Annotated in this window: 26 protein-coding genes; 11 read left to right on the top strand and 15 right to left on the bottom strand. The window is 65.1% G+C overall.

Annotation, left to right across the window (positions count from 1 at the left end; all coding sequences use genetic code 11):
• Window positions 1–22: 22 nt before the first annotated feature.
• The 6 genes from SOM28_RS07190 to SOM28_RS07215 all read left to right on the top strand — a co-directional run bounded on the left by SOM28_RS07190 (window position 23) and on the right by SOM28_RS07215 (window position 5,462).
• Entirely contained in the window at window positions 23–577 is a 555-nt protein-coding gene (locus SOM28_RS07190; protein ID WP_320467693.1) for a hypothetical protein, read from the top strand.
• The gene (locus SOM28_RS07195; protein WP_320467694.1) at window positions 574–2,193 is read left to right on the top strand and encodes a GMC family oxidoreductase; all 1,620 of its coding nucleotides are present in this window, start codon (window positions 574–576) and stop codon (window positions 2,191–2,193) included. The genes SOM28_RS07190 and SOM28_RS07195 overlap by 4 nt, the downstream gene beginning before the upstream one ends.
• On the top strand, window positions 2,190–3,152 hold the full coding sequence (locus tag SOM28_RS07200; protein WP_320467695.1) for an esterase/lipase family protein: 963 nt from the start codon (window positions 2,190–2,192) through the stop codon (window positions 3,150–3,152). Before SOM28_RS07195 ends, SOM28_RS07200 begins: the two co-directional genes overlap by 4 nt.
• Window positions 3,153–3,228: 76 nt before the next feature.
• Window positions 3,229–4,062 carry a response regulator gene (locus SOM28_RS07205; protein ID WP_320467696.1) on the top strand — a complete coding sequence of 278 codons (834 nt, stop codon included), beginning with the start codon at window positions 3,229–3,231 and terminating at the stop codon, window positions 4,060–4,062.
• A gap of 91 nt (window positions 4,063–4,153) precedes the next feature.
• Window positions 4,154–4,849, top strand: a complete 696-nt coding sequence (locus SOM28_RS07210; protein ID WP_123070826.1) for a TetR/AcrR family transcriptional regulator — start codon at window positions 4,154–4,156, stop codon at window positions 4,847–4,849.
• A gap of 10 nt (window positions 4,850–4,859) precedes the next feature.
• Window positions 4,860–5,462 (top strand): LOG family protein, encoded by a 603-nt coding sequence (locus SOM28_RS07215; protein WP_320467697.1) that lies wholly within the window; start codon window positions 4,860–4,862, stop codon window positions 5,460–5,462.
• Between the two features lie 160 nt (window positions 5,463–5,622).
• Here SOM28_RS07215 and SOM28_RS07220 read toward each other — a convergent pair whose 3' ends face one another.
• The 4 genes from SOM28_RS07220 to SOM28_RS07235 are packed head-to-tail and all read right to left on the bottom strand — an operon-like array spanning window position 5,623 to window position 11,178.
• Entirely contained in the window at window positions 5,623–6,723 is a 1,101-nt protein-coding gene (locus SOM28_RS07220) for a diguanylate cyclase (RefSeq protein ID WP_320467698.1), read from the bottom strand.
• A complete protein-coding gene (locus tag SOM28_RS07225; RefSeq protein ID WP_320467830.1) occupies window positions 6,720–9,461 on the bottom strand; it encodes a bifunctional diguanylate cyclase/phosphodiesterase in 2,742 nt (913 codons plus the stop codon). The genes SOM28_RS07220 and SOM28_RS07225 overlap by 4 nt, the downstream gene beginning before the upstream one ends.
• A gap of 5 nt (window positions 9,462–9,466) precedes the next feature.
• Window positions 9,467–9,913, bottom strand: a complete 447-nt coding sequence (locus SOM28_RS07230) for a phosphate ABC transporter substrate-binding protein (RefSeq protein WP_123071010.1) — start codon at window positions 9,911–9,913, stop codon at window positions 9,467–9,469.
• The gene (locus tag SOM28_RS07235) at window positions 9,913–11,178 is read right to left on the bottom strand and encodes a hypothetical protein (RefSeq protein ID WP_123071011.1); all 1,266 of its coding nucleotides are present in this window, start codon (window positions 11,176–11,178) and stop codon (window positions 9,913–9,915) included. The genes SOM28_RS07230 and SOM28_RS07235 overlap by 1 nt, the downstream gene beginning before the upstream one ends.
• Before the next feature lie 243 nt (window positions 11,179–11,421).
• Between SOM28_RS07235 and SOM28_RS07240 the strand changes: the two genes are divergently transcribed.
• On the top strand, window positions 11,422–11,832 hold the full coding sequence (locus tag SOM28_RS07240) for a hypothetical protein (RefSeq protein WP_123071012.1): 411 nt from the start codon (window positions 11,422–11,424) through the stop codon (window positions 11,830–11,832).
• On the opposite strand, the gene SOM28_RS07245 is transcribed toward SOM28_RS07240, so the two are convergent.
• The 4 genes from SOM28_RS07245 to SOM28_RS07260 form a co-directional block, all read right to left on the bottom strand.
• A complete protein-coding gene (locus tag SOM28_RS07245; protein WP_320467699.1) occupies window positions 11,829–12,344 on the bottom strand; it encodes a YgjP-like metallopeptidase domain-containing protein in 516 nt (171 codons plus the stop codon). The genes SOM28_RS07240 and SOM28_RS07245 overlap by 4 nt on opposite strands.
• A gap of 83 nt (window positions 12,345–12,427) precedes the next feature.
• A complete protein-coding gene (locus SOM28_RS07250; protein WP_123071014.1) occupies window positions 12,428–12,775 on the bottom strand; it encodes a KGG domain-containing protein in 348 nt (115 codons plus the stop codon).
• A 150-nt stretch (window positions 12,776–12,925) separates the two neighbouring features.
• On the bottom strand, window positions 12,926–13,330 hold the full coding sequence (locus SOM28_RS07255) for a phasin family protein (protein ID WP_320467700.1): 405 nt from the start codon (window positions 13,328–13,330) through the stop codon (window positions 12,926–12,928).
• Between the two features lie 65 nt (window positions 13,331–13,395).
• On the bottom strand, window positions 13,396–14,427 hold the full coding sequence (locus SOM28_RS07260; protein ID WP_123071049.1) for an NADP-dependent oxidoreductase: 1,032 nt from the start codon (window positions 14,425–14,427) through the stop codon (window positions 13,396–13,398).
• A 115-nt stretch (window positions 14,428–14,542) separates the two neighbouring features.
• On the opposite strand from SOM28_RS07260, the gene SOM28_RS07265 reads away from it, so the two are divergent.
• Window positions 14,543–15,085: a YaeQ family protein gene (locus tag SOM28_RS07265; protein WP_123071016.1), complete on the top strand. Its 543-nt coding sequence runs from the start codon at window positions 14,543–14,545 to the stop codon at window positions 15,083–15,085.
• Between the two features lie 17 nt (window positions 15,086–15,102).
• Here SOM28_RS07265 and SOM28_RS07270 read toward each other — a convergent pair whose 3' ends face one another.
• Entirely contained in the window at window positions 15,103–15,873 is a 771-nt protein-coding gene (locus tag SOM28_RS07270; RefSeq protein WP_123071017.1) for a head GIN domain-containing protein, read from the bottom strand.
• Window positions 15,874–16,054: 181 nt separating this feature from the next.
• On the opposite strand from SOM28_RS07270, the gene SOM28_RS07275 reads away from it, so the two are divergent.
• Window positions 16,055–16,537, top strand: a complete 483-nt coding sequence (locus SOM28_RS07275; RefSeq protein ID WP_123071018.1) for a DMT family transporter — start codon at window positions 16,055–16,057, stop codon at window positions 16,535–16,537.
• Between the two features lie 69 nt (window positions 16,538–16,606).
• Complete coding sequence (locus tag SOM28_RS07280; RefSeq protein WP_123071019.1) at window positions 16,607–17,728, top strand: type IV pilus twitching motility protein PilT; 1,122 nt, start codon at window positions 16,607–16,609, stop codon at window positions 17,726–17,728.
• 187 nt (window positions 17,729–17,915) lie between these two features.
• Here SOM28_RS07280 and SOM28_RS07285 read toward each other — a convergent pair whose 3' ends face one another.
• Window positions 17,916–19,040 carry an SPM autocatalytic domain-containing protein gene (locus SOM28_RS07285; RefSeq protein WP_123071020.1) on the bottom strand — a complete coding sequence of 375 codons (1,125 nt, stop codon included), beginning with the start codon at window positions 19,038–19,040 and terminating at the stop codon, window positions 17,916–17,918.
• A 16-nt stretch (window positions 19,041–19,056) separates the two neighbouring features.
• A complete protein-coding gene (locus SOM28_RS07290) occupies window positions 19,057–19,668 on the bottom strand; it encodes a hypothetical protein (RefSeq protein WP_123071021.1) in 612 nt (203 codons plus the stop codon).
• A 428-nt stretch (window positions 19,669–20,096) separates the two neighbouring features.
• Between SOM28_RS07290 and SOM28_RS07295 the strand changes: the two genes are divergently transcribed.
• Window positions 20,097–20,858, top strand: coding sequence for a helix-turn-helix transcriptional regulator (locus tag SOM28_RS07295; protein ID WP_123071022.1), 762 nt, complete (start codon window positions 20,097–20,099; stop codon window positions 20,856–20,858).
• Between the two features lie 14 nt (window positions 20,859–20,872).
• Here the strand turns inward: SOM28_RS07295 and SOM28_RS07300 are convergent, their stop codons facing one another.
• From SOM28_RS07300 to SOM28_RS07315, 4 genes are all read right to left on the bottom strand, one after another.
• Window positions 20,873–22,141: a c-type cytochrome gene (locus tag SOM28_RS07300; RefSeq protein WP_320467701.1), complete on the bottom strand. Its 1,269-nt coding sequence runs from the start codon at window positions 22,139–22,141 to the stop codon at window positions 20,873–20,875.
• Window positions 22,138–22,857 (bottom strand): c-type cytochrome, encoded by a 720-nt coding sequence (locus tag SOM28_RS07305; RefSeq protein ID WP_320467702.1) that lies wholly within the window; start codon window positions 22,855–22,857, stop codon window positions 22,138–22,140. The genes SOM28_RS07300 and SOM28_RS07305 overlap by 4 nt, the downstream gene beginning before the upstream one ends.
• A 123-nt stretch (window positions 22,858–22,980) precedes the next feature.
• Window positions 22,981–23,589 carry a 3'-5' exonuclease gene (locus SOM28_RS07310; RefSeq protein WP_320467703.1) on the bottom strand — a complete coding sequence of 203 codons (609 nt, stop codon included), beginning with the start codon at window positions 23,587–23,589 and terminating at the stop codon, window positions 22,981–22,983.
• Window positions 23,586–24,095, bottom strand: coding sequence for a ProQ/FINO family protein (locus SOM28_RS07315; protein ID WP_123071026.1), 510 nt, complete (start codon window positions 24,093–24,095; stop codon window positions 23,586–23,588). The genes SOM28_RS07310 and SOM28_RS07315 overlap by 4 nt, the downstream gene beginning before the upstream one ends.
• Window positions 24,096–24,560 lie beyond the last annotated feature (465 nt).

Here is a 24,560-nt window from a genome sequence, read left to right on the forward strand (position 1 = left end):
CCGCATGGCGTACACTGAGGGCATGGCGAATTCACGCAATACACGCAACAAGTCAGGCAGCACCTCGCGCCGGACCTTCCTCGCCGTCGGCGGCCTTGCCGCGCTGGCGCTGGGCACCGGCGGCGCCTGGTACCGCGCCACGCGTCAGCAAGCACCGCATGGCTTCGCGCTCGACGGCGAGGCGCGCGCCGCCCTGCATGCGATCGCACCGGCCATCCTGGACGGCGCGCTGGCCCACGACCCGGGCCGCCGCCAGCGCCAGCTGGGCGCCGCCATCGACGCCGTCGAAGCCGCCATTCGCGGCCTGCCGCAAGCCACGCAGGAAGAAGTGCAGGATTTGTTCGGCCTGCTGGCCCTGCGTCCGGCGCGGCGCCTGCTCACCGGCGTGCCGACCGGCTGGGAGAGCGCCGATATCGCCCACGTCAGCGCCTTCCTGCAGGAATGGCGCGTGCATCGCTTCGGCATGATGCGCAGCGCCTACGGCGCGCTGCACGACCTGGTGCTGGGCGCCTGGTATGCCCGGCCGGCCAGCTGGGAGGCGATCGGTTATCCCGGCCCGCCACGGGTGCCGGCATGACGGGCCGCATTCCCGATCCGATCGAGGCTGGCCTCAAGCGAGGCTGGCGCACGATCGACGCCTCGACGCTCGAGCAGGACCGCACCCTGGAGGCCGACGTCGTCATCGTCGGCAGCGGCGCCGGCGGCGCCATCAGCGCCGAGATCCTGGCCCGGTCCGGCCTGTCGGTGATCGTGGTAGAAGAAGGCCCCTTGAAATCCTCGCGCGATTTTCAGATGCGCGAGGCCGACGCCTACCCGCAGTTGTACCAGGAGTCGGCCGCGCGCAAGACGGCCGACAAGGCGATCAACATCTTGCAGGGCCGCGCCGTCGGCGGCTCGACCACGGTCAACTGGACCTCGAGCTTTCGCACGCCGCAGCCGACGCTGGACTGGTGGCGCGATCACCACGGCCTGGCATTCGCATCGAACGACGAGCTGGCGCCTTGGTTCGCCATGGCCGAGCGCCGCACCGGCGTGGTCGACTGGCTGGTGGGGCCGAACGAGAACAACGCCATCCTGCGCCGCGGCGCGGAAAAACTCGGTATTTCCAGCGCCGCCATCCGGCGCAACGTGCAGGGCTGCTGGAACCTGGGCTATTGCGGCATGGGTTGCCCCACCAATGCCAAGCAGTCGATGCTGGTCACCAGCATCCCGGCGGCGCTCGATAACGGCGCCATGCTGATTACACGGGCGCGCGCCGAACGCCTGCGGCTGCGCGGCCAGAAGGCCGAGGAACTGGTCTGCAGCGCGCTCGGCGCGGACGGCGTGCTGCCGAGCGGGCGCGAGCTGTGCCTGCGCGCGCGCCACTTCGTGGTTGCGGGCGGCGCCATCAATACCCCGGCGCTGCTGCTGCGTTCGAAGGCGCCCGATCCCAGCGGACAGCTCGGCAAGCGCACCTTCCTGCATCCGACCCTGATCTCGGCTGCCTTTTACGAAAAGCGGGTCGAGGGCTGGGCCGGGGCGCCGCAGAGCGTGTATTCCGACCACTTCCTGTCGCGCGATCCGATCGACGGCCCGATGGGCTATATGCTCGAGACGCCGCCGGTGCATCCGCTGATGGCGGCCACCATGATGAGCGGCTTCGGCGAACAGCATGCGGCGGCGATGCGCGACCTGGCCCACCTGGGCGGCATGCTGGCGCTGTTGCGCGATGGCTTCCATGACGAGTCGCCCGGCGGCGCCGTGCGCCTGCGTAGCGACGGCAGCGGCGAGCTCGATTACGAACTGAACGACTACCTGTGGGACGGCGCGCGCCGCGCGCTGCTCTCCATGGCCGAGATCCAGTTCGCGGCCGGCGCCCGCACCGTGCAGCCGGCGCACGAGAAGGCCCAGCGCTACCGTTCCTGGGCCGAGGCGCGGCGCGAGATCGCGACCCTGCCGCAGCGCGCCCACGTCACGCGCGTGGTCTCGGCCCATGTGATGGGCGGCTGCGCCATGGACGGCGACGAGCGCCGCGGCGTGGTCGATCCCAACGGGCGTTACCGGGGATTGGCGAACGTGTCGGTGCATGACGGCTCGCTGTTCCCGACCTCGCTCGGCGCCAATCCGCAGCTGACCATCTACGCCATCACGGCGCGCCTGGCGAGCGGCCTGGCGGCCAGCCTGACGGGCCGCCCGGCGGTGGCGCTGGCATGAGCTCGCGCATCCTGCTGCGATGGCTCCTGCTGGTGCAGGCGCTGGCGGCGCTCGGCATCGGCGCGGCCGGCATGCATTGGCTCGGGATGAATGGCTGGCAGGCCGCCGCGCTGGGGCTGGGCAGCGTGGCGCTGGTGCGCCTGCTTATCAATACCAACAACTTCCTGATGGCGGCGCGCGCCGCCAGCCCGACGCCGTCCGAGTATCGGGTTACCCCGGGCGCCGCCCTGAAAATGGTCTGGGAAGAATTCAGCACCAGCATGCTGATGACTTCCTGGCACATGCCGCGCGCGCGGGCGCACACCCGCATCCATCCCGGCTCGACGGCGCCGCCGGTGCTGCTGGTGCACGGCTACGGCTGCAACAGCGGCTACTGGGCCCATCTGGCGCCGCGGCTGGATGCGGCGCGCATCAGCCACGCCACGCTCGACCTGGAGCCGCTGACCGGCGACATCGATGGTTATGCCGCGCGCATCGAGGAAGCGGCGCAGCAGCTGTGCGCGCAGGCCGGCGCGGCGCAGCTGATCGTGGTCGCCCACAGCATGGGCGGGCTGGCGGCGCGCGCCTGGATGCGCACCCACGGCGTGGGGCGGGTGGCGCGCCTCATCACGCTCGGCACGCCGCACCACGGCACCTGCCTGGCCGCCTTCGGCCTGGGCATCAATGCGGGCCAGATGCGGCGCATGGGCGTGGCCGGACCCGAATGCGCCTGGCTCGGCGCGCTCGCGGGCGGCGAAGCGCCCGAGCTGCGGGCGCGGATCGTCTCGATCTACAGCCACCACGACAACATCATCGCGCCGCAGACCTCGAGCGAACTGCCGGGCGCGCGCAACCTGGCGCTGGGCGGCGTGGGCCACGTGGCGCTCGGCCGCAACCCGCGTGTGCTGGCCATGGTCATGGGCGAGATCGAGGCCATGTGCAGCGACCGTGCGGCGACTGCCGCAATGCACCATCAATAAGGAGTCAATTAGCTGACTCACGGCGGCCCCACCGCGTGGTACAGTGATGTCAACATCGCACTCCCGGAGCACCATCGTGGCCCGTATCCTCATCATCGAAGACAACCCAGCAAACATCGAGCTGATGTCGTTCCTGCTCGGCGCCTATGGCCACACGCCGCTATCGGCCGCCGACGGCCCGCGTGGCGTGGCCGCCGCGCGCAGCGAGCGGCCCGACCTGATCGCCTGCGACGTCAACTTGCCCGGCATGGATGGCTTCGCGGTGCTGGCCGCGCTCAAGACCGACCCGTCGCTGTCCGGCGTGCCGATCCTGGCCGTGACCGCGCTGGCGATGGCGGGCGACCGGGAGAAGGTGCTGGCCGCCGGCTTCGACGGCTACATCAGTAAACCGATCGAACCGGAGAGTTTCGTCGCCGAGCTCGAAGCCTTCCTGGCTGCCGCGCCTGCTGCCTCCAGCGTGCCGGCATCCCAGCCAGTGCCCGTGCCAGCTCAAGCGCCCAGTCAGGGATCCAGCGCCGCGCTTGAAGAACGCACGCTGCTGCTGGTCGACGACGACCGTTTCATGCTGGGTGTGCTGAACGACATGCTGGTCGGCCAGCCCTACCGCATACTCAGCGCCTGCTCGGGCGAAGAGGCGCTGGACGTGCTCGACCACGAAGCGGTCGAGGTGATCCTGTGCGACCAGGCCATGCCCGGCATGCGCGGCACCGAAGTGCTGGCGCGCGCCGCCGAGCGCTATCCCAAGACCGTGCGCCTGATGCTGTCCGGCCAGCCCGACCTCTCCGAGATCGAGGCGGCGATCGCCAGCGGCGTGGCCGACGACCACTACGTCAAGCCGCTGGGCGCGCGCACCCTGCGCGAACGGATCGACGAAGCCTTCCGCCTGCAGAGCCAGCGCGCCGCCGCCTGAACGGGGGCGATGCGATAGCGCCGATCGAAAGATTCATCGAACGACCGTTCGATGTTATCCTTGCGGTAATGCACTATTAACTTCGGCCTACATGCAACAAAAAGCCCCGCGCCGCACCCGCGAACGCATCCTCGAGCTGTCGCTCAGGCTGTTCAACGAGTTCGGTGAGCCCAATATCACGACGACCGTCATTGCCGAGGAGATGAATATCTCGCCCGGCAATCTGTACTACCATTTCCGCAACAAGGACGACATCGTCAATTCGATCTTCGTCCAGTTCGAGGCGGAAATCGAGCGCGTGCTCGCGGTGCCGGCCGGGCGCCGCTCGAACATGGAAGACGTGTGGCTGTACCTGCACCATATGTTCAAGCTGATCTGGCGCTACCGCTTCTTCTACCGCGACCTGAACGACCTGCTGTCGCGCAACCGCAAGCTCGAACTGCACTTCAAGGCCATCCACGCCCACAAGATCAAGGTCGCGCGCCAGCTGTGCGAAGACCTGCGCAGCGAAGGCTCGCTCGAGGCCTCCGACCAGCAGATCGGCGCCATGGCGACCAATATGGTGGTGGTGGCGACCTACTGGCTGTCGTTCGAATACGTGCGCAACCCGCGCAAGTACAGCGAGCAGCAGGCCATCGCCGATGCGCTGGCGCGCGGCTGCTACCAGGTGCTGTCGATGGTCGGGCCCTACCTGTGCGGCGAGACCCGGGTGCTGTTCGAGAAGCTGTCCGACGACTATCTCCAAAAACTGTCGGCCGACGCCAAGCCGGGCGCCGACTTCTTCTGAGGTTTTATCCATGAAATCCCTGGCCGTCTATTGCGGCGCCGCGCACGGCGTCAATCCTGTGTACGCCGACGCCGCGCGCGGCCTGGCGCGCGCCATGGTCGAGCACAATATCGCCCTGGTCTATGGCGGCGGCAAGGTCGGCCTGATGGGCGTGATCGCCGACGAGGTGCTGCGTCTGGGCGGCGAAGCCACCGGCGTGATCCCGCGCGCGCTGGTCGAGCGCGAGGTCGGCCACGCCGGCCTGACCCGCCTGTTCGTGGTCAAGGACATGCACGAGCGCAAGGCGATGATGTCGGACCTGTCGGAAGGCTTCATCGCCATGCCGGGCGGGATGGGCACGCTGGAAGAGCTGTTCGAGATGGTCACCTGGGCCCAGCTGGGCATCCACGCCAAGCCGATTGGCCTCTTGAACGTCAACGGCTTCTACGACGGCCTGCGCGCCTTCGTGCGCCACCAAGTGGAAGAAGGTTTCGTGCGGCCCGAGCACGAGGGACTGATGCTGGCCGGGAGCGACCCGGTTGAACTGATCCGGGGCCTGCGCGCGGCGGCGCCGGCGCCCGCGGTTCAGGCGGCGGTCGAGGCCGACGCCGAAGCCAGGGGATTGCGCGGATAAGCGCCGTAGCCGGTAGGGTGGACGGCTTTGCCGTCCGCGCATTCAGACAGTGTAAGCGTCGATGGATCGTGTGCAGGATAATTCTGCATTTGGAGCGGTTTTCGATTGCCTCATGGATGATCAACGGCGGTAGAACGCGTGGACGGGGGACCCGTCCACCCTACGCCACCTCGATCCGGTCGCGCCCCGACGCCTTGGCCCGGTACAGCGCCTTGTCGGCGCGGCTGATCGCCTCGGTGAACGGCTCACCCGTGCGCCGTGCGGCCAGGCCGGCCGAAAAACTGATGCGGCGCGCGGGATCGAGTCCCTCGACCCGCAAGGCATGCACGTGGTCGGCCATGCGCTCGAGCACCTGGCGCGCGTCGTGCGGCGCCGCGTCCGGCAATAGCAGCAGGAATTCCTCGCCGCCCCAGCGCGCCAGCGTGTCGTTGGCGCGCAGCGCGCCGCGCGCGGCGCTGGCGAACTCGCGCAGCACGGCGTCGCCCAGTGCGTGCCCGTGGCGGTCGTTGACCTGCTTGAAGAAGTCGATGTCGAGCAGGGCCACGCAGCTGCCCGCGCCGGGCGGCTGGCGCCGCTCCTCGGCGCAGAGGAGTTCGTTCATGTGGCGGCGGTTGGCGAGGGTCGTCAGTTCGTCGATCGTGGCCAGGGTGCGGATGGTCTCGAGCGCTTTTTCCAGTTCCTGCTTCTTGCGCTTCATGCGCCGGCGCAGCTTGGTCATCTCGCTCGACAGCAGGGCGGTGGACAGCAGCGCCGCCGTCAGGTAGCCGAAGTTCATCGCTTCCACCGCCGGCGGATGGCGCAGCGGGTCGCCCGCCTGCAGCCACCACATGACGCTGCCCATGCCGCCCAGCGTGACAGCCGACAGGAACATGGTCTGGCGCGGGCGCAGGGCGACGGCGCAGAAGGCGATGATCACCACCGTCATGCACAGCAGCGCGGCGCGCACCGGTCCGGCTATCGCATATCCCGCCATGCCGCAGCCGATCGCGAACAGCGACTGCAGCGTTGCCAGCACGCCCGGCGCCAGACCCAGCGCCGCGCTGAAGCGGATCAGCGCATACGAGACCAGGGTGCCGGCGGCGGCGGTTGCGCCCAGCAACATGGCCGGCGCGCGCGGCGTGTGGCCGGCCGCCACCTGGCACGCCATCAGCACGATGGCCGCGAGGTACAGCAGGGCGGTGGCGATCCAGTAATTGAGCATGCGCCGCAGCGTGGGTTCGGCGCCCAGCAGGACGCTGGTGGTGTCGCGCACCGGCTTCACGCCACGACTCCGTGGCTGTCGGCCAGCAGTCGCGCCAGCGCCTGGGCCGGCAGCGGGCGGCTGAACAGATAGCCCTGCATCTCGTCGCAGTCGTTGGCGCGCAGGAAGTCGCGCTGCTGCTCGGTCTCGACGCCCTCGGCGATCACGCGCAGGTCCAGTTTATGACCGAGCGAGATCACCGCCAGCGCGATCGCCTGGTCGTCGGCGCAGCTGGCCAGGTCGGCGACGAAGGACTTGTCGATCTTGAGGCGGGTGATCGGGAACGATTTCAGCGCCGACAGGCTGGAGTAGCCGGTGCCGAAGTCGTCGATCGAGAGCGACACGCCCATCGCCTCGATCTCGCGCATCTTGTCGACCGAGCGGCCCAGGTCGCGCATGATCAGGCTCTCGGTCACCTCGACCTCGAGGTCTTCGGGCGGCAGGCCGCTCGCGCCCAGGGCGTCGGCGATGCGCTCGACCAGGCGCTTGTCCTCGAACTGGCGCGCCGAGACGTTGACCGACATGCTGATTGGCGGCAGGCCGGCGGCGCGCCAGGCGACGTTCTGGGCGCAGGCGGTGCGCAGCACCCATTCGCCGATCGGGACGATCAGGCCGCTCTCTTCGGCCAGGCCGATGAAGCGGTCGGGCGAGACCAGGCCCTGTTCCGGATGGTGCCAGCGGATCAGCGCCTCGACGCCGAACAGTCGGCCAGAACGCAGGTCGATCTTGGGCTGGTACAGCAGCTCGAACTGGCAAGGGCCAGGGTAGCCTTCCGCGCAGGTATCCACGCAGGTATCCACGCAGGTATCCAATGCCGCACGCAAGCCCTCCAGCAGGCCCAGCTTCTCGTCGATGCTGGCGGTCATCTCGCTGGCGTAGAACTGGACGTTGTCGTTGCCCAGCTCCTTGGCGCGGTACATGGCGACGTCGGCGTGCATCATGAGGGCGTTGGCGTCGACCCCGTCGCGCGGATAGAAGGTCACGCCGATGCTGCAGCTGACCTGCACCTCCTGGCCCTCGACCAGCACCGGTTCGGTGACCGCCTGGCGCACCTGTTCCAGCAGCGGCGCGATGGCGGCCGGCTCGCCCGACAGGGCGGGCAGCAGGATCACGAACTCGTCGCCGCCGAAGCGCGCCAGCGTGTCGCCCGCGCCCAGGCAGCGCGCCATGCGCGCGCCGACCACCTTCAACAGAGCGTCGCCGGCGTTGTGGCCGAGTGCATCGTTGACCAGCTTGAAGCCATCGAGGTCGATGAAGGCCAGGCCCACCGCGCTGCCGTCGCCGGCCGCAGTCGCAATCGCCCCGTCCAGGCGTTCGCGCAGCAGGCTGCGGTTGGGCAGGCCGGTCAGGTCGTCGTGGTGGGCCAGGTGACGGATGCGCCCTTCGGCCAGCCTGCGCTCGGTGACGTCGCGCACGATGACCACGACGCCGTCCTCGACCGCGACCGCCTGGCGGTACAGCCAGCGCTCCCCCTGCGGCAGCGCGCGCGCCAGCCATTCGGTTTCGTGCGTGACGCCGTCCAGCGCCACCGTGGCCAGGTCGGCGAAGATGCCGGCGCTGAATGCCCCGGGCAGCATCACCGACATGCGCTGGCCAGCCAGCTGCTCCTTGCGCAGGCCGGTGAGCTGTTCGGCGCGGCTGTTGGTGGTGACGATGGTGAAGTCGGTCACGCGTCCCCGCTGGTTCATGATGCTGCGCAGGACGAAGAAGGCGTCGGGACTGGCTTCCGAGGCCGCGGCATAGGTTTCCTGGGCCTGGCGCTCGCGCCGGCGCGCCTTGGCCAGCTGCCAGGACCAGGCGCTGACCAGGATCACCACCGCCACCAGCAGCGCGCTGCCGGCGCTGGCTCCCAGCAGCCAGGCGCGCCGCTGCTGGCGAAATTGCGCCATCTGTTCGTTTTCCGACAGGCCGGCCACCGCCAGCAGCGGGAAGCCGCCCAACGGCCGGGTGGTGGTGTAGCGCGTCTCGCCATCGATGCGGCAGGCCCGCAGGCCGACCATGCCGGTGGGGCCGGGCGTGTAGGACTGGCCCCATGAGACCTGTTCGCCGATGCGCATCGCGCGCACCACGCCGTCCACCCCGACGAGGCCGAGCAGGCCTCGTTCGCCCTGGCGCGAGCGTTCGTACGAGCTGGTGAAATAGGCCGGGTCGACCGCCACGATGGCCACCCCGGCGAAGCGGCCGGCGGCGTCGTCGATGCGGCGCGAGAAATGAAGATGCGGCTCGGCGGCCTGCGGGTGGACGATGGCCTGGCTCACATAGGGCTGGTCGTGCCGGATGTGGCGGTGGAACTCGAAATAACTGGCGCCGGACAGGTCGCGCGCGCCGGCAGCCGGATTGCTGGCCACCACGCGCCCGTGGCTGTCGGTGATCTCGACCTGGAACACCAGGCCGGGCGGGAGCAGTCCCTTGGCCGCCAGCGCGGGCAGGGCGCCTTGCGCGCCGTTCTGCTCGACCGCGTATTTCAGCACGCGCAGGGTCTGGTCGATGTTGCTCAGGCTGCGCGCCATCTGCGCCTCGTAGGTGTCGAGCAGCTCGTGGGTGGCGTCGCGCGCGGCGGCTGCCGCGGTGCGGCGCTCCACCTCGATCACATGCAGGGTGCCGAACCACATGGCGCCCAGCAGGAACAGGGCGAACAGCGGCAGCGAGATATGGGTCTCGAGCGCGAGGGCGAGCCAGCGCGCGGGCGTGCGGCGCACCCGGCTCGGGGACGGCGCGGACGGCGCGGACGGCGTGGCGACGGACGCAAGCGTGTTCATCATCCTCACGGCAGCACCAGCACGGCGCGCACCGAGCCGTCGAGCGCCTCGCGTTCGATATAGCCGATCATCGCCGGATTTCCGGCCACCAGGCGGCGCACGCCGGCGTCGCCACTGGCTTCGCGCGGCGGCTGGCCGCGGCCGGTGAACACCATCTTCGACCAGTGCGCCTTGAGCAGGGCCGGCGTCTTGCCAGTGAGTTCGCGATAGAAGCTGTCGCGCTGCGGCGCGCCGAGCTGCTGGTCGACGGCGACCGCCTGGGTGCCGTCCGGGAAGCGGCTGGCATGGCCGAGGAAGATCGCGGCCACCTGGTCGGCGTTGATGGCCGCTACCGGGCTGCGGCTGGAGACCACCACCACCAGTTCGGCCGAGGCGTTGGCGGCAGCCGCACTGAGGGCGAGAATGGCGAGCAGGCGCCGCACCGATGGCAAGGAAGGAGAGAGCGCGCGCATCAGAACACGAAGTCCAGGGCCACGCTGCCGACGTGCACTGCGCGGTCGGGACGCAGGTCGGGCTGGTTGTTGATCAACGTACCGCGCGAGCCTTCGCGCGGACGCACCCGGTCGAGCTGCAGCTTGAGCGCGATATTGGTCGCCGCATCCCAGCGCAGGCCGGCGCTCCAGGTGGACTGCACCGGGATCGTCGCCAGGAAATCGTTGATGCCGGCGTTGATCTGGCCGGCCGCCGCGGCCAGCGGCGGCGGCAGGCCATCGGTCGGCAGGCCGGGATCGCGGGTCGGGACGTCGGCGCGCACCTGGGCGTAACCGGCGTAAGGGGTCAGCGCCCCGCGACGCAGGCCCGCACCGACATACATCGACGTGCCGCCGCCCAGCAGCGAATCGGTGCGGGTGCGGCCGCACTCGGCGGTCACGAACCAGGCGCCCGGATCGACGCTCATGCCGATGCTGACCATGGAGACGCGTTTATCTTTGATCTCGTAGCGGTTGGCCAGTGCGTCGCCGGCCGGCCCGAAGCGGCGCAGCACCGTGAACAATTCCTCGCCGATGGCGGTGTTCAGGCGTCCGCTGGCGGCCGACAGGCGCGCGCTGACGGCGCCGCGTTCGATGCTGTGCGACAGGCCGACGATGTCCTCGGCCTTGATGCGCAACCCGTTGCGCAAGTCCTGGTCGGTGCGGCCGGCGAATACCTGGGTGGCATGCAGCACGGAACCCGTGCTCCAGCGCCAGGTGGCGTCGAGGCCGTCGCTGCTGGAGATCGGCAGGGAACCGTAGACCTCGACCGGCGTGCGCACCCAGGGAATCGTGTAGCCGATCTTGCGCGATTCGGCGCCGAGGAAGACGGGCAGGGCGATGCGGCCGGCGCGCACGGCCAGGTCGGGTGTAAGCTGGTATTTGATATTGGCCCATTCGAGCTGGGGCGCATAGCTGCCGTCCAGCCGCTGCTCGCTGACCACCTGCAGCACGCCCGACCAGGCGCCAAGATCGAGGTCGAGCTGGGCGCCGAGGCGGCTGTCGACGTCCGGACTCCAGGCTCGCGTATGGCCGGCGCCATCGGCGCGCAGCACCGAGGCGGTGAAGTCGGCGCTGCGCGCGTCTGCATACACCGCGCCCAGCGTGCCGAAGCCGGACAGCTTCAGGACGGGCGTGGGCGTGGCCGGCTCGCCCGGCGCTTCGGCGCCGCTGGCGTGGGAGGACAGGAAAGCGAGCGCGCACGTAGCGAACGCGGCGGACAGGCGCCTGGTATGTTGCTGAACCATGTGATGTGAGTGGCGGGAGGCGAGGGAGGTCTCGGGATGACGGCAATTCCGAGTGTGCAGACTGTAGCGGAGCCCGCTCGCGAAGTCGAGTGACCGCCGGTTAGAAATTTACTTGGACGAAACGTTCGTTGTTGGCAAGCAACGATTGCGATTGAATGCGTTCAGACATCCGGGAGCCGTGCCGTGCAAAAAGAGGCTAGGATGACAGGATGGCATGCCGCCACGTTTTCCTGAAAGGTTGGAATGAAGCGTTCAGTCATCCTCGCAATCCTGGCTGCGGCCGCGTCCGTCGCCATGCCGGCGCTGGCCGCGGATCCGGCGTTCTGCGCCTCGATGTGCGCCTCCGAACAGCGCGAATGCCGCGCCGGCGCCCAGGCGCTGCCGCTGGAGCAGCGGCTGACCGGGTCGACGCCGGAATTCCGCAACCCATTGGCGCGCGCTGCCCAGGGCGCGGTGCCGGGCCAGGCGACCCGCGCGCTCGATGCCGCGGGCGACAACGGACGCCGGATGGCACGGCTCGGCGCCTGCGACACGGCGCTCCAGCGCTGCACGCGCAGCTGCGCGGCGCAGCCGGATGGCGCCGGACGGTCGCCGCTGCATCAGCCGCCAGCGTCACCAGCGCTGCCCACATCGAAGCCAGCGCAGTCGAGCTAGTCGCCGCTCCACAAGCGCTCGCCGGACAGGTCGAGCCAGGTCAGGTACAGGCGCACGTCGAACTCGAGCTGGTGGTATTCCCGCTCCATCCAGCAACACAGCTTGTAGAACGCCTTGTCGTGTTCCTTTTCCTTCAGGTGCGCCAGTTCGTGCACGGCGATCATGCGCAGGAAGGGCAGCGGCGCATCGCGAAACAGGCTGGCGATGCGGATCTCGTGCTTGGCCTTCAGGCGTGAGCCCTGGACCCGCGAAATGGCGGTGTGCAGGCCCAGCGCGTGCTGGATGATCTGGATCTTGCTGTCGAAGGCGACCTTGGAGACCGGCGCGGCATGGCGCAGGTAGTCGTCCTTGAGCTCCTGCACATAGTCGTACAGGGCGCGGTCGGTGCGGATGCCGTGCGGCTCGGGATAGCGGCGGCGCAAGGTGTCGCCAAGGCGGTTCTGTTCGATCAGCCCGCTCACCTGTGCTTGCAGGGTGTCCGGGTAGGCGGTCAGGTATTTCAGGGTAGGCATAAGCCCGGCAATGTACCACAGGGGCGGTCGCGCCGCGCAAGGCCGCGCCGGGACCGCCCGTGGACAGTCGGCAGCCAGACGCGCTAGCTGTCTTCACCCTGGCGGTTGCCCTTCTGCGACGCCGCGGCGGCAGCGGCGGCTGCTGCGCGCTGGGCCGATTGCCGGCTTTCGCCGCCCTTGCGGCCGATGTCGGCCATATGGGCCCGGTTGCGGCTCACGGCCTCGCCGCCTTTCTGGCCGGCGCGGCGCGCTTCTTCGGAATCGAATTCGTGCGCCGTGCCTTTCTGGTGCGCCGCCTGGCCGCCCTTGCTGGCGATTTCACGCTGCTGGTTCTGGTCCATTGCCGCGAAGCCGCGCTTGGCGGGCGGCCCGCTCTTCTGGGCGCTGCCCTGACTGCTGCTCTTTGCTCCGTTCTCCTTGCTGGTCGCCATGTCGATCTCCTTGTGCCCTTGGGCTGTCGGTTGTAGAGGCCGTACGCTATGCATGAACGCACTTGGAGTTATCTCAGGCTGCGCTCGTGCGTTTAGAGAAACGTGGTGAGCGTTAGTTCCGCCCCGTCGCCATACGGCGTCCTGGCCTGCTCAGGCGGAACGTTTCGCGGGCACCGGCGCCAGTGCGGCTGCGTGGCCGAGGCCGGTCTGGGCTTCGGCCATCACGCCCATCAGGCCCTGCTGCCAGGCGCGCACGTGTTCGCCCAGCGGCTGCCAGCCGCGCATCGCGGTGGGCGCCAGTTGCAGGGGATCGGTGCAGGCGGCGAGCTGGCGGCCGGTGTCAAGCGCGGTCTCGACGAAGTGACGCGCCATCTGCAGGTTCAGGTCGGTCAGGCGCGCCAGCAGCTCCTGGCTGCGCTGCGACAGCGTGGCCAGCTGGTTCGCTTGCGCGCCCAGCTGGGCGGCCAGTTGCGCATTGAGCGGCGCGCCCAGTTGCGGATTGAACTGGCCTTGCAGCGCCGGGTTGGCGGAGAATTGTTCGAAAAGGGACAGCATGGCCAGCTCCATGGAGGCAGGGCGAGGCGCCCTGACCTGTACGACCATGGAGCCGGCGACAAGTTCTAGGCGTCTGCCACTTTCAGCACCAGCTTGCCGAGGTTGCGCCCTTCGAACAGCATCAGCAGCGCCTGCGGGAACTGCTCGAAGCCATCGACCACGTATTCATGGCTCTGGATCGCGCCATCCTTGAGCCATTCGCCGAGCTGGGCCACGGCCTCGGGATAGCGCGCCGCATAGTCGAACACGATCATGCCTTCCATGCGCGCGCGGTTGACCAGCAGCGCCAGGTAGTTGGCCGGGCCCTTGACCGGTTCGGTCACGTTGTACTGCGAGATCGCGCCGCAGATCACGATGCGCGCCTTCATATTGATGCGGGTGAGGACGGTGTCGAGGATCTCGCCGCCGACGTTGTCGAAATAGACGTCGACGCCCTGCGGGCAATGCTGCTTGAGCGCGGCGCCGACGTTGCCGGCCTTGTAGTCGATGCAGGCATCGAAGCCGAGGCGGTCGACGACGAAGGCGCATTTCTCGGCCCCGCCGGCGATGCCGACCACGCGGCAGCCCATCTGTTTCGCAACCTGGCCCACGGTCATGCCGACTGCGCCGGCCGCGCCCGACACCACCACCGTTTCGCCTGCCCTGGCCTGGCCGACTTCGCGCAGGCCGAAGTATGCCGTCATGCCGGGCATGCCCAGCAGGTTCAGCCAGGCCGTCAGGTGACCCACTTGCGGATCGATCTTGGCCAGGTTGGCGGTCTTGTCGTCGGCCGGGCCGGACCAGTAGCGCTGCACGCCGGTGCCGCCCATCACATGGTCGCCCACGTTGAGGCGCGGCGAACGCGAGGCCACCACCACACCCACGCCGCCGGCGCGCATGACTTCGCCGATCGCCACCGGGCGGATATACGATTTGCCCTCGTTCATCCAGCCGCGCATGGCCGGGTCGAGCGACAGGTACAGCACCTTGACCACGACCTCGCCTTCGCCCGGTTCGGGCACGGCCTGTTCGTGGAACTGCCAGTCTTCGCGCTTGGGCAGCCCGACCGGCCGGGCGGCGAGCAGGAACTGCTGGTTCGGAGGAAAAGCATTGGTCATCGCGATCTCCATATTCAGTAAGACGGCTAGTCTAACCCGGCAGGGAACCCGGCAGTCGCCGCGCATGCGACAATAGCGGGTTTTCATCCACCAGCACCTATAAGCGCACGCAACAATGGCTATCAAAGCGACCATCTACAAGGCCGACCTGTCGATCGCCGACATGGACCGAAACTATTATCAGGAACATGCCCTGACCATCGCCCGGCATCCGTCCGAGACCGAAGAGCGCGTGATGATCCGTGTGCTGGCCTTCGCCCTGCACGCCGATCCGGCGCTCGCCTATGGCAAGGATTTGTTCGACGTCGAAGAACCGGCGCTGTGGCTGAAGGACCTGACCGGCGCCATCCAGACTTGGATCGAAGTCGGCCAGCCGGACGAGAAGCGCCTGCTGAAGGCGGCCGGTCGCTCCGAGAAGGTGGTGGTGTACAGCTATAGCGCGACCAGCAGCATCTGGTTCAAGGGCCTGGCCAACAAGATCGAGCGCGCGAAAAACGTCAGCGTGATCAACATCCCGTCCGAGATCAGCGCGCAACTGGAAAAGATGGCGCAACGCTCGATGCAACTGCAGTGCACGATCCAGGACGGCCAGGTGTGGCTGACCGACGGCACGGACACGGTGCAGGTCGAGCGCGAAGTGCTGCGCGGCGCCCTGTAACAGACGCCGCTACCGGATCAGTTCGGCGCGTCGCCCAGGCGGCGCGACTTGCCCGAACCGGCGACCGAGCTGCGCAGCTTCGGATCGCCATAGTATTTGACGTCGCCGGAGCCGGCGATCGACATGCTCAATTCGTTCCTGGCCCAGACCGTCACGTCGCCCGAACCGGCCACGCTGATGCTGGCGCTGTCGGCCGCGACCTTGCCCAGGTCGACATTGCCCGAACCCCCGATCGACACCGACACGTCGCGCGCCTTGCCGCCGTTGGCGCGGAAGTCGCCGCTGCCGCCGACGCTGACCGAGACCTTGTCGGCGTCCAGGCTGGCGACACGGATCTTGCCCGAGCCACCCAGGTTGATGCGCAGGCTCTGGGCACGCAGCGCCTCGGCATCGATGGTGCCCGAGCCGCCCAGCGACAGGCGCTCGATCTGGCGCGCGTTGACGACGATCTTCATGGTGCGCGCACGCAGGTTCATATTGCGCTTGGTCGGGCGGATGCGCAGCACGCCGTCGTCGACCTCGGTTTCGATCAGGCGCTGCAGATTGTCGTCGGTCTCGATCGTGATGCCTTCGGTATTGCCCATGCGCAGTTCGAGCTGGGCCGGCAATTCGAGCGCGATGCCGGTGAAGCGCTCGACTTGGCGCGCCTGGCGCGTCACGCTGCCGCTGCCCTCGACTTTTTCGCCGCCGAAGGGCCAGGCCATGGCGGGCGTCGGCGCGGCGACGCAGGCGAGAGTGGCGGCCAGCAGCAGGGTGCGCACGGCGAATGATGGCTTGAAGGCTTGCATGGGTGGACTCCGTGATTCGTTGGTATGGCAGCCATCGTAGCCAGCCGGGCGCGTCCGGGAGAGCCGTTTGCGACGAATTGCAGCCTTTCGGGGATGAAATGCACGAGCACGGGACCGGGCGAGCCGACGCGCCGGCCCGGAATGCACTAGAATCGTGCGTTTTTTGCCTGGACGTACTGAGATGAACCTGATTTTATTGGCTGCGGCATTCTGCATCGGCATTGCGATGTCGGCGCAGGCCGCGGTGAACAGCCAGCTGGCCCATTCGATCGGGGCGAATTCGATCATGGCCGCGCTGATCTCATTCAGCTGCGGCACGGTGGCGCTGCTGGTGATGGCGATGGCCAAGGGCGGCGTGGCCGGACTGGGGGCGACCCTGGCGGCGCTGCCGTCGCAGCCGGCCTGGAAGTTCCTGGGTGGTTTCATGGGTGCGGCCTTCGTGCTCGGCACCGTGTTCCTGGCGCCGCGCATCGGCCTGTTGACCCTGGTGGTGCTGGTGATCGCCGGTCAGTTGCTCAGCTCGATGGCGATCGACCATTTTGGCCTGATCAATATGGCGAAACGCGAAGTGTCGCCGGCGCGCCTGACTGGTGCGCTGGTGGTGGCCCTCGGCGTGACGATCACGGTATTCGGCGACCGCATTGTTGCGAGTTTGTCACGCTGACGATATTTTTACTCTGGTGCAACATTCCAGTTCTATAATGACTGGAACTCGTTTTTACTCCAGCACCAGATGGAACATCACCAGTCCTCGCAGATCCCGACCCTTTCGTACATCGAAAACGAAGACCATCCAGTGTTCGAAACCCTGGTGCAGCAGATCCTGCACCTGCTTAACTCGAAGCTGGTGTTCTCGGACATCATCATCCATCAAAACAGCCCGCTGATGCTGCGCCAGCCGAAAGGCCTGGTGGCGGTGACCGATTCGCCGATCACGAAGGAAGAGCTGGAAGAATTCTTCGATGTGATCGAGCCAAACTGGCCGCAGCGCATCGCCTCGCGCGCCTTCGACCGATCGATCGATTTGCATACGGCGCGCATTCGCGCCAACTGCTTCCGCTTCCAGGGCGGCAAGCGTATCGGCTGCGTGATCAGGCGCTTTCCGAAGGAGCCGATTGCGCTGGGTGATCTTGGCCTGTGGGACGACGAGCGCGAGTTTGCGCGGCTGACCAGCGGTCTCGTGCTGATCATTGGCGATACCTGCCAGGGCAAGTCGACCACCATTGCGTCGATCCTGGACGAGATCAATCGCCAGCGTTCGGGGCACATCATCACCATCGAAGATCCTGTTGAAACCCTGATCCCGCAGCGCAAGTGCATCATTACCCAGCGCGAAGTGGGAGAGGATGGCGACGTCGAGAGCTATTACCTGGGGGCGCTCGATGCGCTGCGCGAGCGGCCGGATGTCATCGTGATCGGCGAGATCCGCGATGCGCAGACCGCGCAGGAGGCGTTGGCGCTGGCGGAGTCGGGGCCGCTCGTATTGGCGACCTTGCATGCGCGCTCGACCGAGCTCGGCTTGCAGAAGATGCTGCGCCTGCTGGGGAATTCAGAAGCGCAGGCGCAGGCCCTGGCGCATGCCTTGCGCGGGATTTTGTGCCAGGCGCTGCTGCCGTCTGTCGAGGGCAATCGTTACTACTTGGCGACCGAGTGCCTGACGCCGAGTCCGGCTGTGGTGCGCATGCTGGAGGCGGGCGACCTGGGTGGGATTCGCGCGCAGATGAACAAGGGCATCGATGCGGGCTGCCATACGATGAATGCGTCGATCGAGGGATTGCTGGCGTCGCACAAGGTGCGGGTGGAGGATGCGCGCAATGCCACGACGGATCGGGTGGCGTTCGCGGATATGGTTTAGTGATTGCGGAAATGGCGAGTACAGCGACTACAATTGTGACTATCAGCAATATGGGCTGTCCAAGCAGGTCCGCTTGATAGACATGGCTCGCGGATTACAAAAGTGATAGTTAGAGAAATCGATAAACTCTGCAGCCAAATCTCTGCAGAGTTATGCTATCGATTATGGTTGTTTGGTCAAAAATCTTTTATGCATATGCATATGCATGAGAGAGATACGCATCCCCGATCTGGGCGGACTGTCCGGCTATGGTCACTGTTGACGTCTCGCCGATAAAGTTCCCATTATCGTAAATGTTCACCGTCTCGTAAGCGAGATCGATGGATGTCAGGCCGATTTCTGCGAGTAAAATCAGCTCATCGGGGTTCGAAATCCCGTCGGAGTTTGAATCTTTCCAGAGCAGCAGGGTGTCGTAGGCAGAGTCGCTGGCAGTGATATAGCCATCCGAGTTGGAGTCCAGCGTGGCGAGTTTTTTGAAACCTGCGGCCCTTCCCGATCCGCCGAAAAGCTCGGTAATGTCGTCAATTGCGCCGTTGGAATTCGAATCTTGAACCAGAAATGCATCTGCCTGGTCGACCCATCCGGTTTTCCTTGCGATTCCGTCACCCACCGTATCGAAGAATACTTGAGATTCGTGGGCCGAAATCGTCCGTGCCCCGTCGCCATTCAGGTCCACGATCAACGGGGTAGGTGCGTTTTCGTACACATAATCTTCGTTTGCCTTCACCTCTGCATCGGCGCTGGATGCACCGAGTAGATTCTTCAAATTATTGAAGAATTCAAAAAAGTTTGGACCTTGGTAGAGTTTGCCAGAACCAAGCGACTCGGATATGCCGTGCATAAATTGATCACCTTGCTTAAGGCCTATGCTGCCACCGGTGGACCAAGCGGAAACGTTACCGGGATCGCAGACATATTCAGACAGCTTGGAGTATGCGTCCAGCAAGGTTCCGTCCTTGAAATACTGGTGCGCTGAAAACCGCTCCCCTCCGCCCACCACCAATGCCCGATCGACGAAATCGACACAGTTGTTGCAAAATATAGAATAGCTATTATTTCCAGCATCTGCTGCCTGCGCGAACTCGAGGACACGGTTGAAGGTTGACTCTGAAACAACAACATCCGAGTACGAGTAGGCTGATGGATTGTTCGAAATTCGGATCATCGTTTGCGCATGTTCATTTTGAACGCCAGCGCTCGGCGAGACATTTGCCCCATATGTGTAGGACTGACCCGAGGGGCCGATCAACGTGATATTGGTATGCCCAGTGGCGCCGTCGGTAAATTGGTTGACCCTGATTTTGAAGTCCATTTTTTGTCCAGATTATTTAGTTGAAGGAAATGACAAATACGCCGCTTTCAAGCTGCTTCAGCACACCCTTGTAGGGCCTGTTTGTATCCAGGCCGAGCGTGGCCCACTGGCCATGCGGCGAGAGGATCAAGCCTGGTGTTTGTAGATCCCTGATTCCATATTTCTTGTCTTGCATCTCAGGATCAGGTAAGAACTCGCGAACGTTATCGAACGCCTTCGATATGGCAGAAATCAGGTTCGTGTCTCGTGCCACAAAAGGACTCAATTCAAGTGCAATGCAATTCTTCTGTTTCACTTTGCAAGACGGTTCCGCTTCGACGACTTGATAAATCTTGCATTTCTGATCCAAGAAATCTTCAATATCCTGGTCCGCCTTGCATAGCGGACGATCGTAACTCAGGGCGTGAGATTCAGCTGGAAAGCGCTCTGAAGGCAAAAGCCGATATCTCTGATGTTGGTAGTCGATATAGCTTTTCTGAGTCAGCTCTCTCGTAACGACATCGGTTATGATGTCCAGAAATGCCATGCCTACGAGAACGGGATCCTTGGGCGCCGAGCTAACCGGAGAGAAGACGAGAAGGCTGCCGATGAAGGACATGGTGATTGGAAATTTGAGTTGAATTTTCATCATGCTCCTTGTCATGCTGTTAGAAATCGATACCGCCACTGCATGTGCTCGGAGTTTGATTCGGATTGTCGATATATTGAAGAAACCTCAAACAATACGAAATAGGGCAAATGTCCCGTCCTGGAACTTACTTGCGAGCAAGCATACGCAGGGCGAAGTCAAGAAATATGCAGCCTGAATATTTTTTGAGCGCCGTCGATTGTTATGCGTATGCGATTGGCGTACCATCGAAGACGAAATGTTGGAGATGGTTAGCGCTTTTTTTTCACCCAAAAAGCATAAGCCGACAGGATGAACAGATGGACAGATGGACAGACGGGCGGCTGGACGGGGCGGCGCTGGAGAACTTGGCGGCCCAGGCCGAAGGGGCTGAAAATGGCGGTGCTTAAGGCTGTCGATGTCACGACTTCAGGTGAAAGGGTTCTGGCATGAAATATCTTTCCGATGGCGATGTCGCTGACTGGTTGAGCGCATTGAGAAGTCCACTCGCTCAACCTGACACAATCGCGCAGTGGATAGACGGACCAGTCAAGAAGTTCTTTCCATACGAAAGAATGATTATCGCCCACGGGGTTGTTATCGCGGATCAGTTAACGATAACTGATATTTTTCAAATCGGTCACTCACAGGAATATTTATCCCAATTGCAGAGAAAATTTGATGTTTCGACCCGAGGTTCTTTAAAGCGCTGGATGAAGAATCGAATGCCGTTTTTTATCGATCCCGAGCAATCTTGTGATTTTGTGAGTGCGCTGGAGCTGGATGAAATCCAGAGGTTTGACCTGAAAAATATTGCCGGCCATGGCACGTTGGACCTGCATTCGTCGAGTGGTACCTATGTCAGTTTTTGTGGAGTACGACCTCCATTAAGTCAATGGCATCTGGACGCATTAAGTATTATTGTCCCACAGTTGACAGAAATTTATCTACGACAAAGCGGCATTCAAGGACGAAGCGGGAATCATCTTGTGCTAACTGTTCGGGAAAAATCGATAGTCAGGTTATTGGTCGAGGGGACCGATAGCAAGACGATAGGCAGAAAGCTTGATATTTCAGAGAAAACTGTTCGAAACCAGCTAACAGCGTTATATGCGAAAGCTGGCGTCTCCAACCGTGTGCAGCTTGTCGCTCGGTTAAGAAAAAGTATTTCAATCGAAGACGATTTCGGTAAAAATCCTCGTGGCAGCTGAAGGATGTGTCACTTTTATTGGTCTGTGACGGCCCGATAGCTGTTGACCTCGACCGCAGCCACAGGCGGCGACGCATTGCCCCAGCTGGTACGGATCCAACTGAGCACTGCCGCCACCTGGGCATCGTCCAGTTCATGGCCGAACGGCGGCATGCCGTAGGGGCGGGGATTGCCTTTCGTCCCGGGCGGGAAGCCGCCGTTGACCGTCATCCGGATCGCATTCACGGCTGGCGTCACCGTCACGGCGCGATTACCGGCCAGCGGCGGATAGGCGGGCAGCTTGCCGCGGCCATCGTCGCCATGGCATTGCGCGCATTTGGCTTCATAGATGCGGCGGCCCTCGGCCAGGACTTGCTCGCCGGCCGGCGGCACGCGCGCCGGCCGTTGCGCTGGCGTTGACGGCAATGATTTCAGATAGCTCGCCATCGCACCCAGGTCGTCCGGCGTCAGGTGCTGCAGGCTGCGCGCCACCACTTCGGCCATCGGCCCGGTGGCCGAGCCGCGCGGCGAGATGCCGGTGCCGAGCAGCGCCACGATGTGTTCCTTGTCCCAGTCACCCAGGCCGGCCTCGCTGCCGGACGTCAGCGACGGCGCATACCAGCCCAGCGTCGGAATCAGGCCGCCATCGAGTCCTTCCTCGTTCGCGCCGAACTGGTTACGTGTGCTGTGACAGGCGCTGCAATGCCCCAGGCCTTCGACCAGGTAGGCCCCGCGATTCCACTCGACGCCGCGCGCCGACTGCTCCTCATGCACGCCGGGCCGGAAGTACAGCAGGCGCCAGCCGGCCAGCAAGGCCTGGCTGTTGTAGGGGAAGCCCAGTTCCTGCGGCCGGTTCGGCTGGCGCTGCGGCGCCAGGCTGCGGAAGTAGGCGAACAGGGCGTCCGAGTCGCCGCGCGTGACCTTGGTGTAATTCGTGTAGGGGAAGGCCGGGTAGAGCAGGCGGCCATCCCTGGCGATGCCGTTGTGCAGCGCGTTCCAGAAGTCGTCCGCGCTCCAGTCGCCAATGCCGGTCTCCTTGTCGGGCGTGAGATTCGGCCCGTAGAAACGCCCGAATGGCGTGTCTAGCGCACGGCCGCCGGCATACGCCACGCCGCCGCGCGCCGTGTGGCAGGCGATGCAGTCGCCGGCCCGCGCCAGGTAGGCGCCGCGCTCGATATTGGCGGCAGACGGAGCGTAGGCCTGCGGCGAACTCGATGGAATATGCTCGGCGCGCGGCCAGGCCAATGCCGCCGTGGCCAGCGCGATAACGATGATGACGAGGAGGGCTATCCGTAAAGTTTTCATCGCGCCTCCGGATCGCTGCCGCAGGCCAGTGGCAAGGGACGCGCGATGGATTCGGCCGGGCGCGGGTCAAGAGGCATCGGCTGCGCCGCCAGCCAGCCCGAGACAGCGGCCACGTCCTCCAGCGACAGGCGCGCCGTGATGTCGGCCATGCAGTCGGGCCCATGCGCGCGCCGCACCTTGTTGCGCCATGCGCCGAACTGCGCGTTAACGTAGTCGCGCGGCAGGCCGAGCAGGCCGGGAATGTTCGGCTGCACGCCGGTCAGGCGCGCGCCATGGCAGGCGACGCAGGCCGGGACTTTGCGCGCCGCGTCGCCATCGACCACGAGCTGGCGCCCGCGTTCGAGCACTGCAGCTGACAAGCCGGATGCCTGGGGCGGCAGCACGGTCGGCGGCAGGGCGGCGAAGTGCTGGGCGATCTCGCGCAGGTAAGCGTCGGGCAGGTGTTCGACCAGGTAGGTCATCAGCGGATACTGGCGCCGGCCGTCGCGAAAGTTGAGCAACTGGTGATACAGGTAGCCGGCCGGCTTGCCCTGCAAGCGTGGATAGAAACTGTCGTTGACCGGATTGCCGCGCGCATTGACCCGCGCGTGGCAGGTGGCGCAGGCGAGCAGGCGCTGGTCGATGGTGTCGGGGACGGTTTGCGGCGCCGCCGTGGCCGCACAGGCCAGCACGCCGAACAGGGAGGCGAAGAAGAGGCGAAGGCTTCGTGAACTCATGTGCTCCCACCGGCATCGAAGATGGTGGGAATGATAACGCGAATAGTTGAGGTTTCGCTCTTTCTTTGGGGACAGGGCAGGTGCCGGTGGACGCGTGGACGGCGAGCCGTCCACCCTACTGGCTTATGGAGACGGCGGATTCGCCTTCCAGTGGCGGTAGATCTTCAAGGCCGCATGCGCGTCGTCGGCCGCATACTGCAGCTGCTTGTCCGACAGCCGGGGCAGGGCCCAGTTGGTGGTGGTGATGCGCTTGGACTTTTGCAGGCGCTGGCCGAAGAAACGCTCGACGGCGCTGCGCGCGCCGAGCGGATTGCGTTCACCTCGCCGGCGCAGGGCCGTCGACAGGTCGAGCACATTGCGCAGCTCGATGCCGAACTTGGATTTCAAGCGCCGCACATCGTCGCCCAGGCCGAAGCCGACCTTCAGCACGCGCTGATCCTCGAGCACGGGTTTCAGGACGGTAATGGCCAGCGCATTGCCGGCCGGGGTCGCGGTCTGGAACAGCCAGGCCGTTTCCAGGGTCGCGAGCTGCACCAGGTGCGGCCCGGTCGAGACTTCGCCCTTGGCGAAGGTGGGCTTGGATTCGGTGTCGAAGCCGATCGCGTCGCCGCCCAGCAGGTCGGCCAGCGCCTCGCGCGCGTCCTGCTCGCTGCGCACCAGGCGCACATTGGCCAGGTCGATGCCGACGTAGGCCGGCAAATCGTCCTCGATGATCTCGGGCTCTGCGCTCAATTCTTGGAGAACTTGGAGGCCAGCGCCTGCAGTTTTTCCTGGCGCTTGCGGTTGTTTTCTTCTTCCTGCGCGGCGTCGCGTTCGGCCTTCTTGCGGTCGGCTTCCTTCTTGAAGCGCTGTTGCAGCTGCTCCTTGGCGTGCAGGCGGTGCGCCTCGGGCACTTCGGCGCCGGCGGTGCCGTCCAGGTCATGGCGCGTTTTCGCTTTTTCCATCGCGCGCAGGTAGCGCATCGAACCGGTGTGGATGCCGAGCGCGGCACGCATGACCTTCTTGTCCAGGCCGGGCATGCGGGCCAGCAGCTGCTTGTCGATGCCGATCGACAGCGGCAGGCAGTCGCGGAAGGCTGGATACTCCTGCTGGAGCTGCTTGAGCAGTGCGCGCGCCGACATGCCTTGCGCCGGCGCGGCGGCCGGTGCTGGTGCGGCCGGTGCTGCTGCTTGCGGCTGCTGCGCCTCCGGGGTGGTGGCGTTGGTGTCGACGGACTCTGCAGGGGTAGTGGTATTCATTGACTTCATGGTAAGAACAAGATTGCGAAGGATAGCACGGCGCTCGGGCGCGCATTGTACTAGTTCCAATTATAAATGTTGGGAAACTTACAGCGGAGGGAAGCGCCGGCGCATGAAATCGTGTATCATCCGCCTCTTGCCTTGAGACCGGCTTGCGCCGGCGCAGACCTTCCAGGAAGCTTGTCGGGAGGGCATGTCAGGGCGGCGCTATGTGAATTGTGTATATCCCTTATCGGATCTATCAATTATCACCAAAACTTGCATTGGGGCATAATATGCCCCTTCCCCTATTCTTCTAGAAAAATAGATGCAAGCCCGTGTTAGCGGGCTTTTTTTCGTTCCGACATGCACAGCACGATTTTGAATATCGACCATCGCCTAACTGTCCGCAGCCCAGAATCGAGTTGGCGCGCGCAAAAACCGGTAAGTCGTGCTTGAAACCTGGCATGTCCGCCCCTAGGTAGG

It is taken from the genome of Massilia sp. CFBP9026, from assembly GCF_034045165.1.
GTDB lineage: Bacteria > Pseudomonadota > Gammaproteobacteria > Burkholderiales > Burkholderiaceae_D > Telluria > Telluria arenae.

What these genes read in the sequence shown, in the direction of transcription:
- SOM28_RS07240 (WP_123071012.1), top strand. Translation starts at nt 11,422, where the DNA reads ATGAAGCGTTCAGTCATCCTCGCAATCCTGGCTGCGGCCGCGTCCGTC.
- SOM28_RS07230 (WP_123071010.1), bottom strand. Translation starts at nt 9,913, where the DNA reads ATGCGCGCGCTCTCTCCTTCCTTGCCATCGGTGCGGCGCCTGCTCGCC.
- SOM28_RS07225 (WP_320467830.1), bottom strand. Translation starts at nt 9,461, where the DNA reads ATGAACACGCTTGCGTCCGTCGCCACGCCGTCCGCGCCGTCCGCGCCG.
- SOM28_RS07270 (WP_123071017.1), bottom strand. Translation starts at nt 15,873, where the DNA reads ATGCAAGCCTTCAAGCCATCATTCGCCGTGCGCACCCTGCTGCTGGCC.
- SOM28_RS07280 (WP_123071019.1), top strand. Translation starts at nt 16,607, where the DNA reads ATGGAACATCACCAGTCCTCGCAGATCCCGACCCTTTCGTACATCGAA.
- SOM28_RS07200 (WP_320467695.1), top strand. Translation starts at nt 2,190, where the DNA reads ATGAGCTCGCGCATCCTGCTGCGATGGCTCCTGCTGGTGCAGGCGCTG.
- SOM28_RS07305 (WP_320467702.1), bottom strand. Translation starts at nt 22,857, where the DNA reads ATGAGTTCACGAAGCCTTCGCCTCTTCTTCGCCTCCCTGTTCGGCGTG.
- SOM28_RS07295 (WP_123071022.1), top strand. Translation starts at nt 20,097, where the DNA reads ATGAAATATCTTTCCGATGGCGATGTCGCTGACTGGTTGAGCGCATTG.
- SOM28_RS07210 (WP_123070826.1), top strand. Translation starts at nt 4,154, where the DNA reads ATGCAACAAAAAGCCCCGCGCCGCACCCGCGAACGCATCCTCGAGCTG.
- SOM28_RS07195 (WP_320467694.1), top strand. Translation starts at nt 574, where the DNA reads ATGACGGGCCGCATTCCCGATCCGATCGAGGCTGGCCTCAAGCGAGGC.
- SOM28_RS07255 (WP_320467700.1), bottom strand. Translation starts at nt 13,330, where the DNA reads ATGCTGTCCCTTTTCGAACAATTCTCCGCCAACCCGGCGCTGCAAGGC.
- SOM28_RS07315 (WP_123071026.1), bottom strand. Translation starts at nt 24,095, where the DNA reads ATGAATACCACTACCCCTGCAGAGTCCGTCGACACCAACGCCACCACC.
- SOM28_RS07285 (WP_123071020.1), bottom strand. Translation starts at nt 19,040, where the DNA reads ATGGACTTCAAAATCAGGGTCAACCAATTTACCGACGGCGCCACTGGG.
- SOM28_RS07245 (WP_320467699.1), bottom strand. Translation starts at nt 12,344, where the DNA reads ATGCCTACCCTGAAATACCTGACCGCCTACCCGGACACCCTGCAAGCA.
- SOM28_RS07275 (WP_123071018.1), top strand. Translation starts at nt 16,055, where the DNA reads ATGAACCTGATTTTATTGGCTGCGGCATTCTGCATCGGCATTGCGATG.
- SOM28_RS07235 (WP_123071011.1), bottom strand. Translation starts at nt 11,178, where the DNA reads ATGGTTCAGCAACATACCAGGCGCCTGTCCGCCGCGTTCGCTACGTGC.
- SOM28_RS07250 (WP_123071014.1), bottom strand. Translation starts at nt 12,775, where the DNA reads ATGGCGACCAGCAAGGAGAACGGAGCAAAGAGCAGCAGTCAGGGCAGC.
- SOM28_RS07215 (WP_320467697.1), top strand. Translation starts at nt 4,860, where the DNA reads ATGAAATCCCTGGCCGTCTATTGCGGCGCCGCGCACGGCGTCAATCCT.
- SOM28_RS07290 (WP_123071021.1), bottom strand. Translation starts at nt 19,668, where the DNA reads ATGAAAATTCAACTCAAATTTCCAATCACCATGTCCTTCATCGGCAGC.
- SOM28_RS07300 (WP_320467701.1), bottom strand. Translation starts at nt 22,141, where the DNA reads ATGAAAACTTTACGGATAGCCCTCCTCGTCATCATCGTTATCGCGCTG.
- SOM28_RS07190 (WP_320467693.1), top strand. Translation starts at nt 23, where the DNA reads ATGGCGAATTCACGCAATACACGCAACAAGTCAGGCAGCACCTCGCGC.
- SOM28_RS07265 (WP_123071016.1), top strand. Translation starts at nt 14,543, where the DNA reads ATGGCTATCAAAGCGACCATCTACAAGGCCGACCTGTCGATCGCCGAC.
- SOM28_RS07260 (WP_123071049.1), bottom strand. Translation starts at nt 14,427, where the DNA reads ATGACCAATGCTTTTCCTCCGAACCAGCAGTTCCTGCTCGCCGCCCGG.